Source organism: Mycobacterium gallinarum, from assembly GCF_010726765.1.
In the GTDB taxonomy this organism is placed as follows: domain Bacteria; phylum Actinomycetota; class Actinomycetes; order Mycobacteriales; family Mycobacteriaceae; genus Mycobacterium; species Mycobacterium gallinarum.
Genome location: NZ_AP022601.1, coordinates 6055270 through 6071222, shown reverse-complemented (window position 1 = coordinate 6071222; position 15953 = coordinate 6055270). Strand labels below are relative to the sequence as shown.

The following is a 15953-nucleotide window of genomic DNA, read 5'->3' as shown; positions in this document are numbered from 1 at the left end:
AGGTAGGGTAACCCTCCGACCGATAAAGCACCTGCACATATGTGCTGCCGTCCTTGCGTGTGCCGGGCCTTAGAGACGCGATGCCGCCGGCGTAACCGCAACATGTTGATGAGATGTTGATGGGGAACAGAAAACAGGCCAGGGATTTTGTCCCTGACCTGCTGTTACTTCGGTGGAGCTGCCGGGAATCGAACCCGGGTCCTACGGCATTCCCTCGAGGCTTCTCCGTGCGCAGTTCGCTATGCCTCTACTCGGATCTCCTGATCACGCGAACAAGTCAGGATGACGATCCCAGTCGCTGTTTGATGTCCCCACGGATTCCGCGACCGAACCCGTGGGTGGGTCCCTCTAGCTGATGCCAGGGTCCGGGCCGAGGGCGCTCCCGGTCTGACAGACTCACAGTCGCTTAAGCAGCGAGTGCGAAGTCGCGCTGATTGGAATCGGCGCTTAATTGGTTGCAACGACGCTTACGGTGGTCTCTTGCCTGCACCGGCACGCTTCCCTTGATTCGATGCGCGAAGTCGAAACCGTTCAGCCCCTCGCACCCCTGCCGACTTTCAGCAGGACATTTCATTCTACCTTTGAGCACAACACCCGCCAGCGAATAAATAGTCCCAGCTAGATCACGTAGTTCAAGTGCTCGACGACGCGCCGGCCTACGGCCTCGTCACCGCCGTACTCGATCGCATCCGCGTGCTCGGCCAGCGGCACCCGCCCGCCGGCCAGGCGGGTGAACAGCAGGCCGTCGAGCTGGATCGTCGTCGTCGGATCGTCGTCACCGAAGTCGTCGACCACCTTGGCCCTGCCGTCGACCGCCACATTGATCGTGCGGCCCAGCGGTCCCGTCAGCTCCAACGAGACCCGCGACCCGTCGGGGGCGCCGGCCAGCTTGCCGACCACGAAGCCCATGCTGGTCGCCATCTCATCCAGCGCGAGGTCGCCCGCGGGCCCGACAAGCTCCCCCGTACTCGCAGGCGCGCCGATGGCGTCGCGGATGTCGTGTTCGTGCATCCAGCAGTCGAACGTGCGCACCCGCATGAACCGCCCGTAACTGTCCGGCCCGGCCGGGGTGAAACCGACCTCGTTCCACTGGGTATTCGACAGATCCGACAACGCCTGACGCCGCTGCGCCGTCGTCGAACGGAACGTCTCGAGCAATTCCGCCCCACTGAGGTCGCGCAGCGAGCACACCCAACGCTCGTTCATTACGCCGATGTCGTTGCGCACATGATCGAGCGTCGAGACGTCGATGTCGACCACCGGGGTGTCGGCGCCCTGCAGCATCGACTCGACACCGATGACGTGGGCGATCACGTCGTGCACATTCCAACCGGGTAGCGGCGTCACCGTCTGCCACTGGCTGTCGTCGAGGTCGGCGACCAGCGCGTCGAGGTCCCTCCACACCTCGAAGAGGCCGGCGAGGACGGCCGGCTTGTCGAGCACGGTCACGGGGCGCGAGGGGCTGCTCACGGAGCCGACGCTAGCCCTCGTGGCCCACGAGCGTCCGCGAAATGCTCGGCGCCGTCAGACGGCGGTGCCATCGGCCACCCACGGCACCTTGTCCGCGGTCGAGCCGTCGAGCACGATCGACGCGACCCGGTCCCGGTGCTCCTCGGCGCTACCCAGCAGCACCGCATTGGTGGTGGCGCGCTTGTAGTAGAGGTGCGCCTGATGCTCCCAGGTGAAACCGATGCCGCCGTGCACCTGGATGGTGTCGGTGGCGACGTGACTGAGGGCCGCCGAGCAGACCGCTTGCGCGATGCTCGTCGACAATTCCGCGTCGTCGGATCCGTCGCTCAGCGCCCAGATCGCGTGGTATGCCGTCGATCTGGCGTGCTCGACGTCGACGAGCAAATTCGCGAGGCGGTGCTTCACGCCCTGGAACGACCCGATCGGCCGACCGAACTGCAGGCGCGTTTTCGCGTACTCGACCGACAGGTCGAGCAGATGCTGCGCGGCGCCGACCTGTTCGATCGCCAGCAGCGCCGCACCGACCTGCAGTGCGTGGTCGAGGACTCGCTGAGCCGCGTCGGGCCCGGCGATCAGCGTGGCCGGTGCGTTGGCGAAGGTGACGTTGGCCGCCGAGCGCGTGAGGTCGAGTGTCGCCAGCGGGGTGCGGTCCACTCCGTCTGCCGTGGCGTCGACGGCGTACAGCGCGACCCCGTCGGGTCCGCGCGCGGCCACCAATAGCGCGTCGGCGAAACCGCCGTCGACGACCTGATTGACCGTGCCCGACACCGCGTCGCCCGCTGCGGTCACCGAAACTGCCTCAGGGTCGAAGACGCCCACACGATCCACGACCGCGACCGCGGCGGTACGGCGTCCCTCGACGAGGTCGCCGAGCAGCTCGTCGCGCGCGGCTCCGGACTCCGCCGCGACCAATGCCGGGATCGCGAGGTAGACAGTGCCGAAGAACGGGCCGCACGCCAGTCGCGCGCCGAGCTCCTCGATAGCCACCGCCTGATCGACGAGCGTGCCGCCGACTCCCCCGTCGGCTTCGGGAACCGACAGGCCGAGGACCCCAAGCTCGCCGCCGAGCCGCGCCCACACCTTCGGGTCGAACGGCGGGTCGGACTCCATCAGCGTTCGGATCTTGTCCTCGGCGAAGTGGTCGCCGCTGAACTTGCGCACCGCATCGCGCAGCTGATTCTGCTCGTCGGTGAACTTGTACTCGCGTTGGACGTCGGGCTGATCCGCAAGCTTCTCAACCACGCGGAATCTCCTTCCAGGGCATGCCGGCGTCGGCACGCATGTCGCCGGGCAGTCCGAGAATGCGCTCGCCGAGGATGTTGCGCATGACCTCCGACGTGCCGCCCTCGATGGTGTTCGCACGGGCGCGCAGATACTTCTGCTGGATCGGCCCCTGCCAGTCCCGTTCGCCAGTGGGCGTGCCCCCGTGGTAGCCGCGATACAGAAGTCCTTCTGGCCCAAGGAAATCCATGCACCACTCGTAGATGTGCTGGTTCAGCTCGGCGCCGACCAGTTTGCCGATCGACCCCTCCGGACCCGGACCGCCGACCGTGGCGGCGGCGCGCGAGCGCTCCGAGGTGAGCCGCTGCGCCTCCGAGCGCAACCACAGCTGCGTGAGCCGATCCCGCAACACCGGTGTGTGACGCTCGGGGCGCGACGCCCACAGCGCGGTGGCGTCGGAGATGGTGCCCGCGCCGCGCCGGCTGCCGCTGCCGCCCAACGCGGTGCGCTCGTTCATCAGCGTCGTCATCGCGACGTTCCAGCCGTTGCCCACCTCGCCGAGGCGATGCTTGTCCGGGATGCGCGCGTCGGTGAAGTAGACCTCGTTGAACTCGGCCTGCCCCGTGATCTGACGCAGCGGACGCGTCTCAACACCCGCGCCGTGCATGTCGATGACGAAGTAGGTCAACCCCTTGTGCTTGGGCACATCGGGGTTGGTGCGGGCCAGCAGCAGACCCCAGCGGGCGCGATGGGCCAGGCTCGTCCACACCTTCTGGCCGTTGATCACCCATTCCTCGCCGTCGGGCACAGCGGACGTGGCCAGACCCGCCAGGTCAGATCCGGCGCCGGGCTCGGAGAACAGCTGACACCACAGGTCCTCGGTGGTGGCCAGCGGACGCAGCCATTGACGCTTCACCTCCTCGGTCTGCGCGTGCTCGCGGATCGTCGGCGCGGCCATGCCGTAGCCCATCGGGTTGAGCCCGAGCGGCACCGGTCCGCCGGCGCCCTGCAGGATGCGGTCGGCGACGGCCTGCAGACCGCGGGACACCCCGAGCCCGCCGAGGCCTTCGGGAAAGTGAACCCACGACAAGCCGGCGTCGTAGCAGGCGCCCAGATACTCCTGGACCGGAGCCGTTTTGGGATCGTGGTCGGTGACCACACCCCGTGCCAGATCGGCGACCTTTTCGGCATCAGCGTCGTTGCTCATAACCAGTCACGATAGGAACTCGACACCCGTCGAGTTTCACCGGCCCCCGATAGTGCCGCCGGGAGGGTTCTGGGCCGTTGCCAGCCAAACGATCGTTTCGTATTCGTTATTAAGGTTTGTCTCAGTTGTCACACGGGTAACAGGAGTAACAAGGGAGGCGTGGCTCGCCACACTCCATAACAAAGAAAGAGTGGAATGGATTATCCGAATGCACACTGTCCTGTACTGCAGCCCCAATGGCCTCGTATATGAAACCCGCGCCTATACCAAGGCCGATATCGACCAGCTCGTTCAGACTCAGGGTTTGCACTGCTTGAGCAGTGCGGATCGACAGTTCGATTTCTGGTTCTCCGCGTCCCCGCGCAAGTGCCAACGCCAAACCAACACCATCGCCACCGAACTACTGATGGCGACGACGAACTTCTCCGCCAGAACCGTTCCGCTGCTGCGTGGCTGCGTGGTCATCGCCACCCATGACTCAGACGGCGACCTCGACGGGCTCAGCTGGCAACAACTCGACCTGCTGGCCGCGAAGAACCGCGCGATCACCAATCGTCACGCGCGCGTTCTCGCCCGCCGCATCGCGCGGGATGCGCGCAAGCAGCGTCCTGAGGCCGACCGCATCGCGGCCCGCCCCGCTCCCGCCGCACCTGCCCAACTCGCGTCCACTCAATAGCCGCTATGAGCCGGACGACTTCGGACTCGATGCGGACGAGCTACGCGAACGCTTCGCCTTCCTCCCGCAGTTGTGACCTGGCGGTGGGTGCCCGGAATTCACGCCGGACGTCTCTGGTTGCCGTTACCGAGCACAGGGAGGAAGACGATGACTGGAACAGAGGTGTCAGGCCACGACGAGGCTGAGGCTCTCAAGTCGGTGGTCAGGCGCAACACGGAGCAGGTGCAGGGTCAAGGCGATTTCGCTCTGTTCGAGGAGTTGTTCGCCGACGACTTCGTCGATCACACTCCCCAACCCGGTACCACGCCTGACAAAGCGGGTGTATTGGTCCTGTACAAGCGGTTACGCGGCGCATTCCCCGATTTCAGACCCGAGATCCATTGGCAAACAGTCGATGCCGGAATCGTCACCACGTTCAAGACGTACCACGGAACCCATCTCGGTGAGTTTCTCGGCATCGCCGCGACCGGCAGGGTCATTCAATTCGAAACGGTCGATGCGATGCGAGTTCGCGATGGACGAATCACCGACCATTGGGGTGTAGCCAACCTCTACTCCGTCTTGCAGCAACTCGGCCAGCTTCCGAACCCCTGACCCGTCACTGCGGAGGCGGGGCAAATCCCGACTGCGCCACCGAAACGGATGTGCTGCTGCCGATCTCGCCGTCCTCGTCGAAAAGGATGGCGGATCCAGTCGCGATTCCGTCCTGTGTGGAATGACTGTGCGACGCCATACCGATATGCACACCCTCCGGGAGCCGGCTCAGCGTCAGCGTGTAGTCGGCGTTGATGAACTTCAGACCCTCTGAACTCCAATTCACCAGGGACGCCGTCACATCCGCCGCCATGGCTGCACGCGTGAAGGGTGTCAGCGGCGTGTCGTCGAGCAACGGCTGCGTCAACCGCAGCCATGTGTACTTCTGACCGCCGTCGCCCGGCCAGTCTTCGTCCGGATTTTGAATCGACAGTCCCCAGCCATAGGTGCGGACGAACAACGGATTCTCGTGTGGCTGCGCATCCGCTGGAAATGACGGCATTTCGACATGGGGTGACCAGATGGTCCCGCTCGGCTGGTCGCCACGACGCAGGAAAAGACCCGTCGCCTGGCCGACGATCTTGCCCTCCTGGCGAACGACGGCCTCCACCAGACGTAACCGCTTTCCGCCGCGAATCTCGCGGGTGTGCACCTCCACGGGTTCAATGGCGGCCGGTCTCGGCAGGTCGACGGTGAGCCGGGCTGGCAAAAAGTCCGGATCGTCAACGATTTCTCGACCGCCCAGCCCAACAGTCCGCCGACCACGTGTCCGCTGATCAGTGCGCCCCAGCCACCCCTGGCGAAGGCACGAGGGTGGAAGGTGTCGTCACGACGCTCGAAATACGCGGTGCCCGGCGTGCTCGTCGACTCGGCCAACGGGCTGCTCCTACAATTCGGCAATCTAACTAAATCGCCACCAGTATCACCTAGAGCAGCAGCGCCCTGGCGAACCGCTCCCCGATCAGTCGATGCGTCGCCGCGTCGGGATGCAGGTTGTCGGGCAACGGATGCGCGTCGGCATCTGCCGGACCGTAGAGGGCCAGACCGTCGAGGTAGCTGATCGCAGGGTCGTCGACCTGTCGGCGTGCGACGATCGCGGCCAACTGATCGCGAATGTACGTGAGCGTCAGCCTCCCCAGCCCGCCTGGCCGATCAGCCTGCGCCGGATCACCCGTCGCGACGAAGCGGACCTCGCCGCGGGCCAGCGCGGCGACGTCGAAAGCGCCTGGCCCCGGGGTGGTTTCGTGGATCGGGCAGTACAGGGGGCCGACAACGATCAGCGGCGTATCGGAATGTCCGTCGCGGATGGTGTCCAGGAAACCGTGCACAGCGGGACCGAAGGCACGCTGGGACATCAGATCCGCGTTCACGAGGTTGATGCCCAGCTTGACGCTCACGATGTCGGCGGGCTGGTCCCGGATGGCACGGGCGACGAACGGATCGAGCAGCGCGCTTCCGGAGAATCCCAGGTTGACCAGATCCACACCCGCCGACCCGGCAGCGAGCGCAGGCCACGTCGTCGTCGGACTCGAGGCGTTCGACCCCTGGCTGATCGAACTGCCGTGGTGTACCCAGCGCCTTCGCTCCTCCGGTAGCGCGCCGATCGGGGCGTCGGCGCGCAGCGCCACCAGCTCGATGCGCTCGTAGTGCGGCAGCCAGATCTCGACGTCGTTGTCTCCGGCGGGCAGGTCGAATCGGACTGTTGCGACGGGGCCCGGGTCCACCCGGGTGTCCCCGGTGGCCGGGTCGACGCGCACCACGTCGCCACCGCTGGTCGCCGCCTGCCGGGCCAAGCGGCCATTGACGACGAGATCGACTGTGCCGTCGGGTCGTTCCGGTACGCCGACCAGCACCACGCGCGTACGGATGACGTCGAGCTCGATCGCACTCGCGGCCGTCCGGAGCGCGAAACGCACTCCGGACGGCTGTGATTCAGCACCGAGCAACTGCGGGTCGTCGCACTGCGCGCGGGCTCGAGCAGGGAGTCGGTGCGGCAGCCAGCCTCGCCCGGTGCGCTGGAGCTCGGCGAGTCCGCGCAGCAGGCCGACCTCGATCTGGTGCTGGATCAGCTTCACGCCTCCACTGTTTGGCCGACCATCCGCTCGTTGGCCTCATCGTCGACGCGCCGCCGATTGGCGCGGCGCACCGCCCAGTACACCACCAGCAACGCCAGCGCCAGCAGCGGATAGCCCATCGCGATCCGCGCGAACGCCAGCCACCCCGCGGACCCCGCGTCGTACAGCGAATCCTGGACGACGAACCGCGCGGCGAAGACCGCGGCGAACGCCAGCGTCGCCATGTCGAATGCGTGTAGCACCGTCTTGTCACTCCGCCACGCCGGATCCGGGCCTGCACTGCGCATTAGATTCCACGCCACTCCTATCAGCGGACGTCGCACGATGAGGGACGCGGTGAACACCGCGGTCATGGCCAGGCTGAGCCAAATCCCCGGCAGGAAATAGTTTTCGGCGGACCCCGTGTAGTACGCGATCAGCGCCGCGACGACGACGCCGAGCAGCCCCGACACCGCCGGCTGCAACGGCTCCTTGCGGAGCAACCTCACGACGATCAGTCCTGCGCCGGCGCCGACGGCCACCACGACGGCCGCTGTCAACCCCGCGATCGCATCCACGATCACGTAGGCGATTGTCGGCACGCTGGCGTACACCAGTCCCGACACACCGCCCATCCGCTCGAGCACCGTCGGGGTGTGGGCGTCGGTCATGCGTTTTTCCGCTTGCCGAGGTGCCTGGCCAGGAATCGGTCGACGGCGTTGAACATGTCGATCACGTTGTCCGGGTTGACGAATCCGTGGCCCTCGTCCTCCTTGACCATGTACTCGACCTCCACGACCCCGCGACTACGCAGCGCCTCGACCAGGTTGTCGGATTCGGCCTGCACGACACGAACGTCGTTGGCGCCCTGGACAACAAGCAGCGGCGTGCGGATCTGGTCGACCTTCGTGATCGGGGATCGAGCCAGCATGTCGGCCAACTGCTCCGGGTCGTCGGGGTTGCCGACGAACAGATGCCAGTTGTTCGCCAGGTGCGGACGCGCGATCTCGGGCAGCGTCCGCATGAAGTTGGACAGATCGGAGATGCCGACGTAGTCGATCGCTGCGGCGAACACCTCCGGGGTGAACGTGACACCGACCAGCGTCGCGTAGCCGCCGTAGGAGCCACCGAAGATGGCGACCCGATCCGGGTCCGCGTAACCCTGTTCGACGGCCCAGTTGACGCCGTCGATCAGATCGTCGTGCATCTTGCCCGCGAACTGACCGATCGCCGCCTTCTGGAAGGCCTTGCCGTATCCCGCCGACCCGCGGAAGTTGACCTGCAGCACCGCGTATCCGCGATTGGCGAGCAACTGGACGGCCGGCGCGTACATCCATCCGTCGCGCGCCCACGGTCCGCCGTGCACCACCAGGACGAGCGGCAGGTTCTTCGACGGCACCCCGACCGGCAGCGTCAGATACGAAGGCAAGTCGAGCCCGTCGCGCGAGGGAATCGTCACCGGGAGCATCGGCGCCAGCTGCGCTGGATCAAGATGCGGATAGGGACGGTACAGCTCGCGGCTTTCGCCGGTTTCGTGGTCGTAGAGGAAGGTGACGCCGGGTTCGCGGTCGTGATTGAAGCTGACTACCCAGTTGCGTCCCTTGAGGTCGGAGGACAGCGCGCCGATGTCACCGTCGGACAATTTCTCCAGACCCGAGAGCACCTCGGCGAAATGCGGGTCGAGTGCCTGAATGACCTGTCGCTCACCGAGATAGCGGACGCCGAGCAGCTTGCCGGTGGCCCGGCTCTGGATGAGCGGCTCCGGTAGGCCGGCCCACACCTGGGCCCGGGTGTCGACGTCGAACGTCGGGTGGCTGTCGACGGCGTACTGCTTGCCGTCGGCGACGTCGAGCCGCACGAGCCGGGTGCGGTCGGTGCCCTCGTTCGACCCCATCCAGATCCCGGTGCCGTCGGGCGTGACCACCATGGGATACATGCCCATGGTGTAGTCCTTGCCGTCGTAATGCGCGATGGAGCGCAGCGATTCGGCCTGCTTGTCCCACTGAAGGACTTCCAGATCGCCTTCCCGGTTCAGCTTCGTCGCGAACAGATCACCGCGACGGCTCGCCAGCCAGCCGATCACGTCACCGGGGTTCTCGGCGAGCATCGTCAGCTCACCCGAGGCGATATCGAGCTCGTAGGCGTCCATCTGCGTCGGGCCGCGCTTGTTGGAGTGGACGAGCGCCTTGCCCGGTTTGTCGGGCAACAGCTCGAAGGCCGACATGACCCCGGGGAACGGGGTGAGGTCGACGGCGGGGGCGGCCGGGTCGTCGAGATCGACGCGAAAGATGTGCCAGTTCTCGTCGCCGCCGGTGTCCTGGAGGTACAGCAGCCAACGCGGGTCATCGGTCCACGAGAAGTGCAGGATGCTGCGGGTCTCGTCGGCGGTAACGCGGCGCGCGTCCGCGCCGAAGTCGCCGTCGAGGGATGCCACCCAGATGTTCAGGCGGTCCTGCCACGGCGCGAGGTAGGCGACGCGAGTGCCGTCCGGGGAGATCGCCGCCCCCGCTCGGACAGGCGACTTGAACAAGTCTTCGACGGAGATGCGCTCGGGTTTGTCCATGTCTCCATCGCACACTCGGACGTAACGGCATAGTCAACTCGCGCTGATCAACCATGATGGAACCCGTGGCGTGGAGCACCCGGGAAGTCGCCGAACTCGCCGGCACCAGCCTGCGGGCGGTGCGGCACTACCACCAGATAGGCCTGCTGCCCGAGCCGGAACGTCGCAGCAACGGCTACAAGCAGTATGGCGTCGCGCACCTCGTCCGGTTGGTGCGCATCAAACGGCTGACCGACCTCGGCTTCTCCCTCCCCCAGATCGCCGCGATGGGCGAATCCGACGATCATCCCGAACAGGCGCTGCGCGAGCTGGACGCCGAACTGACCGAGACGATCGACCGCCTGCAGCGCGCCCGCGACGAACTCCGCGAGCTGCTGGAGCACGCGGCGCCGACGGATCTGCCCCCCGACTTCGTAGCGCCAGACACCGCGGCGAAGATGACCGACGCCGATCGCAAACTCGTCGTCGTGCTGAGCCGTGTGCTGGGACCGCGCGGCAGGCGAACCTACGCGGACATGATCCGTGAGACACCGGATGACCCCGCGGCGACCGAACTAGACAATCTGCCTGCCGAGGCCGACGAGGCGACCCGTCGCGACCTCGCCGAACGACTCGCCCCCTACATCCGGGCGATCAACGACGCGCACCCCGAACTCGCGGAGTTCCGCTCGGATGCACCGCGAGGAGAACGATTCGCCGAGGAGGCGATCGGTGCCGCAATGGTCGACCTGTACAACCCGGCACAGTTGGACGTGCTGCGCAGGGCGGGCGAGATCGTGCGCAATCTCAGTGCGCGAGAGGATCATCCACGCGGATGAACACGCTCGGTCCGCGACGAGCGGCCCCAAAATGCACGCAGTTGGCGGCGTGTCGCGGGGCAAACACGGCCGCTCGCGGAAATCGCGTCGTCAGAACTCAGACCCGCCCGACGCGCGCCGGCGTCACGCTCAGTTCGGATATCGGCACCGGATACCCGTACAAATGGCCCTGGGCCAGGCGGCCACCCGCGCGGTACACCGCGTCGGACTGCGCGGCAGACTCGATGCCCTCGACGATCACGGTCAATCCGAGCTCGTCGCACAGTCCGATGACCGAGCGGTACAGCGTCAGGTCCCGTGCCTGATCGGCGGTGGCCAGGCCGCGGTCCAGCTTGACGATCTGCACCGGCAGGGCGTGCATGTACATCAGCGAATTGAACCCCGCACCGAAGTCGTCCAGCGCCACCTTCACACCGAGCGCATTCAGTCGTTTGATCTGCGCCGCAGCCTGGGCGAGGTCGACGATGGGCAGCGTCTCGGTGATCTCCACGACCAGGCGGTTCGGCGGGAGGTGATGTCGCGTCAGCGCGAGTCGCACCTGCTGCTCGAAGGTGGGGTTACCCAGCCGGCCCGCGCCGATGTTCACGTGGATGTCGAGGTCCAGGCCTGCCTGCTGAACGTCACGACATGCGGTGTCGAGTACCAGCGCATCGAGGTCTGCCGCCAGCCCCGCCGCCTCCGCCGCGGCAACGAACGTCTCGGGTGATATCTCGATTCCGGTCGGTGTGGTCCACCTGGCCAGAGCTTCGACGGCGACCGGGTTGCCCTCGGGCAACTGCACCACCACTTGATAGACGAGCCGGAAGCCGGGCGGGGCCTCGCCGTCGGCATTCCGCAGTGCCGTCGGAAAATCGATGGTCGAACCCGAAGACGGTTGATAGACCACGGCGGTGTCCTTGCCGAGCCGCTTGCCGGCATACATCGAGATGTCGGCCTGCCTCAGCAGATCGTCGGACGTCTGCGCCACGCCCTCGGTTCCGGGCCTGACCAGGCCCATACTGGCCTTGACTCGCACCGAAGTACCGTGCAGCGCAAATGGATCGCGCAGTGCGACCCGCAGACGTTCGGCCGCGCCCTCCAGCTGTTCCACCTCGCCGTCGATCAAAATCGCGAACTCGTCGCCGCCGATCCGCGCCAGCGTGTCGGTGTCGCGGACACACCGTTCAAGGCGCTCCGCTATCGCGCGCAGTAGGTCGTCGCCCGCCGCGTGCCCGAAGCGGTCGTTCACCTCTTTGAAGTCATCGAGGTCGATGAAGATCAAAACAAACCGGCCATCCAGCATCGCCTCGTCGAGACGTTCGGTGAACATCAGCCGGTTAGGCAGACCAGTCAATGCGTCGTGGTACACCTGGTGGGCCAGTCTGCGCTGGGCTTCGTAAAGGCGCCTGGTCAGGTTCCATTGTGACCGCACCTCGATGAGCTGGCGGGCCGCGACGAGCGCGACCATGACCAGGGCCCCGCAGACGACGGGTAAACTCAGCCGCTGCCCGATCATCACGTGAAACCCGAACAACACCGCAGTGCCCACGAATCCGAGATACGGCAGTAGGACCCTCAGCCAGTCCATGGCGTCGCGGTCGATGGCCGGGACCGGTGGTTGTTTCAGCTCCAGCATCCCGTATGCGATCAGCAACAAGCCCAGGACGAACCCGATGCCGCCCCACAGATCGCCGCGTTCGAATCCGACCGTTCGCAGATATGCGACCACACGGTCGGAGCTGATCAGCATCAATGAGCCGGCGGCGAGCAGAAGGACGTTCGCACGATAGGGCCGATCGGTCCGATACAGCATCGCGATCAGCACCGCCGACACGACCACCACCACTTGGAACGCGGTGTATGTGATCACCACCGCCGTGTTACCGGATCGGGGTAAGGCAGCGCCTTTGAGAGCGCCGACTCCAGCGATCATCGCGAGCGTCACAAACGCTATGGCTGCTACCAACCCGTCGATTCCGTTGACCACGCGGGCGATGCGCATCGGACCGCGGCGAGGTGGAGCTATGCCGACTCCAACCGATGCGAGCACGCCGAGCGCTGCCAGGGCCAAGGAAGCCGAGACGAAATACGCGACGACGGCCGGCCACGGTGCAGTGCCGCCTGCAGTTGCGCGGCTCGACCACCAGATCACATCACCGACCAGGTGGCACAGGATGGTTGCGACACCGAGCAGACGCCACGTTCGCGCATGGCCGGTCACCCGCCACGCCACCGTCAATGCACACACCAACGCCGCCATGCCCGCGATTGTCTGGAGCGCGAAATGCACCTGCCGCGCTGTGGCCTCGCCCCACAGTGCCAACGCGTTGACACACAGCAGCACCAGGACGCCGGCAAACAGTCCGAGGCGCAACTGGCCGTTCGTCACCGACACCCGGTTCATTTCATCCCGCTATCTCGCGAAACCTGGATGCAATGATGCCCTACCTGAGCAAACTGCATACATCGGTTAGCCCGCCGCGATCATCGCGACGGCCGCCAACGCCAACGCCATGCCGACCGCCTGCCAGCGGGTCACCCGCTCGCGCAGCACGACAATCGCCAACACCACGGTCGCGGCCGGATACAGCGCGATCAGCACCCCCGCCAACGACAGCATGCCGGACTGCAGTGCGAGCAACGTAGCGACGTTGGCGACGGTGTCGAGCGCCGCCGCTGTGAGCGCAAGCCGCAACGGCACACCCCGTTCAATGGTCAGGTTCGCGGTGAGCACCGCTGCCAGCAGCACGATCGCTGTGGCGGCGAGCCTGCCGAACACCAGCGGCCACAGCTTGGCATCGACCGGCACTTGGTCGAGCAGGACGAAATTCATGCCGAACGCTACGCCGGAACCCACCGTCAACCACGCGACCTTCACGGTGAACCTGTGCCGCGTGTCGTCCTCGTCGGTATCTGTCGCTCTTCGCGCAAGCGGCTCATCGGTGGCATCCCGGCTGACGAGCACCACCGCCACCAACGCCACAACGACACCGACGGCGGCCAACGGACCCGGACGCTCACCGAGTGCCAGGCCGACTCCAACGGGGATGCCCGCGACCAGGATCGCAGTGAGGGGTGACACAACGGAGATCGGACCCGCGCCCAAAGCGGCGTAGAACCACCAGACGCCGAACGCCTGCGCGACACCGGAGGCCAGCCCCCACACCACGGCCGGGGTCGAGACCACTCCCCCGACCGGTATGGCGATCACCGTCAACAGGATCAACGCGACCGGGTAGGAGATCACCACCACGCGCAGCGCGGCGACCCGGCGTGAGGCGATACCTCCCACGAAATCGCTTACGCCGTAACCGAACGCCGCGATCAGCGCGGTGACGAAGCTGATCAGGTCATGCCCTTGGCCCGGCGGCCGAGCTCCCGGGTGATCTCCCGCTGCGCGTCGCGCTTCGCCATGTCCTGCCGCTTGTCGCGGGCTTCCTTACCCCGTGCCAGCGCCAACTCGACCTTGACCTTGCCGTCGGAGAAGTAGAGCGACAGCGGCACCAGAGTGAGGTTGCCGTCGCGGATCCGGCCGATCAGATTGTCAATCTGGCTGCGGTGCAACAACAACTTACGATTGCGCCGCGGCGTGTGGTTGGTCCAGCTGCCGTGGTGATACTCCGGGATGTGCAGGTTGCGCAGCCACACCTCACCGTCGTCGATCGTGGCGAACGAGTCGGCCAGCGATGCCTGCCCGTCCCGCAGGCTCTTCACCTCGGTACCCACCAACTGCACTCCGGCCTCGAACGTCTCGAGCACCGAATAGTTGTGCCGCGCTCTACGATTCGTGGCGACGACCTTGTTGTTGGCAGACCGTGTCGGGTCAGCTTTTTTCGCCATGGCTATCTTCGGACGTACAGCCGCAGCGTGACATACGCGGTGACGCCCGACATCGCCAGACCGAGGAACAACATCCAGGGCGCACTGAAGTACAACACGTCCGCGTAGTCCACCTTGGCGATCAAATTGGCCCGATAGAACTGGTCGAGAGCGCTTTCCAGGAACAAGGCGCGAACCAGAATGAGCCCGACGATCGCGATCACCACACCGACGAACGCCGCCAGCATCGCTTCGACCAGGAACGGCAGCTGTGTGTACCACCGGCTGGCGCCGACGAGTCGCATGATGCCGATCTCTGTTCGCCGGGTGTAGGCGGCGACTTGAACCATGTTGGCTATCAGGAGAATTGCTCCGATCGCCTGTACAAAGGCCACCGCGAACGCCGCGTTCCTGACGCCGTCGAGGACGGCGAACAGCCGGTCGATCAACACCTTCTGGTTGAGCACCTGCTGCACCCCGGGCTGGCCGGCCATCGCCTCGTCGAACTTCTGATGCTGTTCAGGGTCGTCGAGCTTGACGATGAACGACGACGGGAACGCATCCTGTCCGGCGAATTCCTTGAATTCCGGGAACTTCTTCACAGCGTCGGCGTACGCCTCTTCGCGGTTGAGGAAGCGCACCGAGCGCACATCGTCGCGGTCCTCGATCTGCTGACGCAGCGCCTTGCACGGATCTGCGTCACACGTGGGGTCGTTGGCGGAGACGTCGTTGGTCAGAAAGACCTGGCTCTCGACGCGATCCAGGTAGATGTCGCGCGACTGGTCGGCCAGCCGCACCACCAACAGGCCGCCGCCGAACAGGCCGATCGAGATCGCCGTGGTGAGGATCATCGCGATAGTCATCGTCACATTGCGACGAAAACCGGTGAGGACCTCATTGATGAGGAATCCGAAGCGCACTAGCGATCCATTCCGTAGACGCCGCGCTGCTCATCGCGAACCAGCCTGCCCAATTCCAACTCCACGACACGCTGCCGCATCGAGTCGACGATGTGGTGGTCGTGGGTTGCCATCACCACCGTCGTCCCGGTGCGGTTGATGCGCTCGAGTAGGTCCATGATGTCCTTGCTGGTCTCAGGGTCGAGGTTGCCGGTCGGCTCGTCGGCAAGCAGCACCAGCGGCCGGTTGACGAACGCCCGGGCGATCGCCACCCGCTGCTGTTCACCACCGGACAGCTCGGTCGGCAGCCGGTTGGCCTTGCCGGACAGGCCGACCATCTCCAAGACATCGGGCACCACACGGTTGATCACCTCTGAGCGCTTCCCGATGACCTCCAGCGCGAAGGCGACGTTCTCGAACACCGTCTTCTGCTGCAACAGCCGGAAGTCTTGGAAGACGCAGCCCAGCACCTGCCGCAGGTCCGGGATGTGGCGACCGGCCAGCTTGTTGACGTGAAATTTCGACACTCGGATGTCGCCTGAGGAGGGAGTCTCCTCGGCGAGCAACAACCGCATGAAGGTGGACTTGCCCGAACCTGACGGGCCGATGAGGAAGACGAACTCACCCTTGTCGATCTTGACCGACACATTGTCGAGCGCGGGCCGCGCCGACGACTTATACATCTTGGAGACATGGTCAAGGGTGATCATCAC

Annotated in this window: 14 protein-coding genes, 1 other RNA gene and 1 pseudogene; 3 read left to right on the top strand and 13 right to left on the bottom strand. The window is 65.6% G+C overall.

Translation table 11 applies throughout. The features are described 5' to 3' along the window. Positions 1-170: 170 nt before the first annotated feature. The 4 genes from ssrA to G6N42_RS29745 all read right to left on the bottom strand — a co-directional run bounded on the left by ssrA (position 171) and on the right by G6N42_RS29745 (position 3898). Positions 171-539: a transfer-messenger RNA gene (gene ssrA / locus G6N42_RS29760) on the bottom strand. A gap of 79 nt (positions 540-618) precedes the next feature. Beyond that, positions 619-1470 carry a maleylpyruvate isomerase family mycothiol-dependent enzyme gene (locus G6N42_RS29755; RefSeq protein ID WP_232076424.1) on the bottom strand — a complete coding sequence of 284 codons (852 nt, stop codon included), beginning with the start codon at positions 1468-1470 and terminating at the stop codon, positions 619-621. A gap of 54 nt (positions 1471-1524) precedes the next feature. Beyond that, on the bottom strand, positions 1525-2712 hold the full coding sequence (locus G6N42_RS29750) for an acyl-CoA dehydrogenase family protein (protein ID WP_163736663.1): 1188 nt from the start codon (positions 2710-2712) through the stop codon (positions 1525-1527). Beyond that, complete coding sequence (locus G6N42_RS29745; RefSeq protein WP_163736660.1) at positions 2705-3898, bottom strand: acyl-CoA dehydrogenase family protein; 1194 nt, start codon at positions 3896-3898, stop codon at positions 2705-2707. Before G6N42_RS29745 ends, G6N42_RS29750 begins: the two co-directional genes overlap by 8 nt. Before the next feature lie 208 nt (positions 3899-4106). Between G6N42_RS29745 and G6N42_RS29740 the strand changes: the two genes are divergently transcribed. Next, positions 4107-4574, top strand: a complete 468-nt coding sequence (locus tag G6N42_RS29740) for a hypothetical protein (protein ID WP_163736657.1) — start codon at positions 4107-4109, stop codon at positions 4572-4574. A gap of 147 nt (positions 4575-4721) precedes the next feature. Next, entirely contained in the window at positions 4722-5168 is a 447-nt protein-coding gene (locus G6N42_RS29735; protein WP_197905570.1) for an ester cyclase, read from the top strand. A 4-nt stretch (positions 5169-5172) separates the two neighbouring features. Here the strand turns inward: G6N42_RS29735 and G6N42_RS29730 are convergent. From G6N42_RS29730 to G6N42_RS29715, 4 genes and pseudogenes are all read right to left on the bottom strand, one after another. Next, positions 5173-5984, bottom strand: a pseudogene (locus G6N42_RS29730) (thioesterase family protein). Between the two features lie 50 nt (positions 5985-6034). Continuing rightward, entirely contained in the window at positions 6035-7183 is a 1149-nt protein-coding gene (locus G6N42_RS29725; RefSeq protein ID WP_163736654.1) for an SGNH/GDSL hydrolase family protein, read from the bottom strand. Beyond that, positions 7180-7833: a DUF3159 domain-containing protein gene (locus tag G6N42_RS29720; RefSeq protein ID WP_163736651.1), complete on the bottom strand. Its 654-nt coding sequence runs from the start codon at positions 7831-7833 to the stop codon at positions 7180-7182. Before G6N42_RS29720 ends, G6N42_RS29725 begins: the two co-directional genes overlap by 4 nt. Next, positions 7830-9725 carry a S9 family peptidase gene (locus tag G6N42_RS29715; RefSeq protein ID WP_163736648.1) on the bottom strand — a complete coding sequence of 632 codons (1896 nt, stop codon included), beginning with the start codon at positions 9723-9725 and terminating at the stop codon, positions 7830-7832. Before G6N42_RS29715 ends, G6N42_RS29720 begins: the two co-directional genes overlap by 4 nt. Positions 9726-9781: 56 nt before the next feature. Between G6N42_RS29715 and G6N42_RS29710 the strand changes: the two genes are divergently transcribed. After that, entirely contained in the window at positions 9782-10543 is a 762-nt protein-coding gene (locus G6N42_RS29710; protein WP_232076751.1) for a MerR family transcriptional regulator, read from the top strand. Positions 10544-10640: 97 nt separating this feature from the next. Here G6N42_RS29710 and G6N42_RS29705 read toward each other — a convergent pair whose 3' ends face one another. The 5 genes from G6N42_RS29705 to ftsE form a co-directional block, all read right to left on the bottom strand. After that, positions 10641-12926 (bottom strand): putative bifunctional diguanylate cyclase/phosphodiesterase, encoded by a 2286-nt coding sequence (locus G6N42_RS29705; protein WP_163736642.1) that lies wholly within the window; start codon positions 12924-12926, stop codon positions 10641-10643. Positions 12927-12992: 66 nt separating this feature from the next. After that, the gene (locus G6N42_RS29700; protein WP_491052781.1) at positions 12993-13871 is read right to left on the bottom strand and encodes an EamA family transporter; all 879 of its coding nucleotides are present in this window, start codon (positions 13869-13871) and stop codon (positions 12993-12995) included. Beyond that, positions 13868-14362 (bottom strand): SsrA-binding protein SmpB, encoded by a 495-nt coding sequence (smpB, locus tag G6N42_RS29695; protein WP_163686646.1) that lies wholly within the window; start codon positions 14360-14362, stop codon positions 13868-13870. Before smpB ends, G6N42_RS29700 begins: the two co-directional genes overlap by 4 nt. Positions 14363-14364: 2 nt before the next feature. After that, entirely contained in the window at positions 14365-15261 is an 897-nt protein-coding gene (ftsX, locus tag G6N42_RS29690; RefSeq protein WP_163736640.1) for a permease-like cell division protein FtsX, read from the bottom strand. Continuing rightward, a complete protein-coding gene (gene ftsE, locus G6N42_RS29685) occupies positions 15261-15950 on the bottom strand; it encodes a cell division ATP-binding protein FtsE (protein WP_163738558.1) in 690 nt (229 codons plus the stop codon). The genes ftsX and ftsE overlap by 1 nt, the downstream gene beginning before the upstream one ends. Positions 15951-15953: the final 3 nt, after the last annotated feature.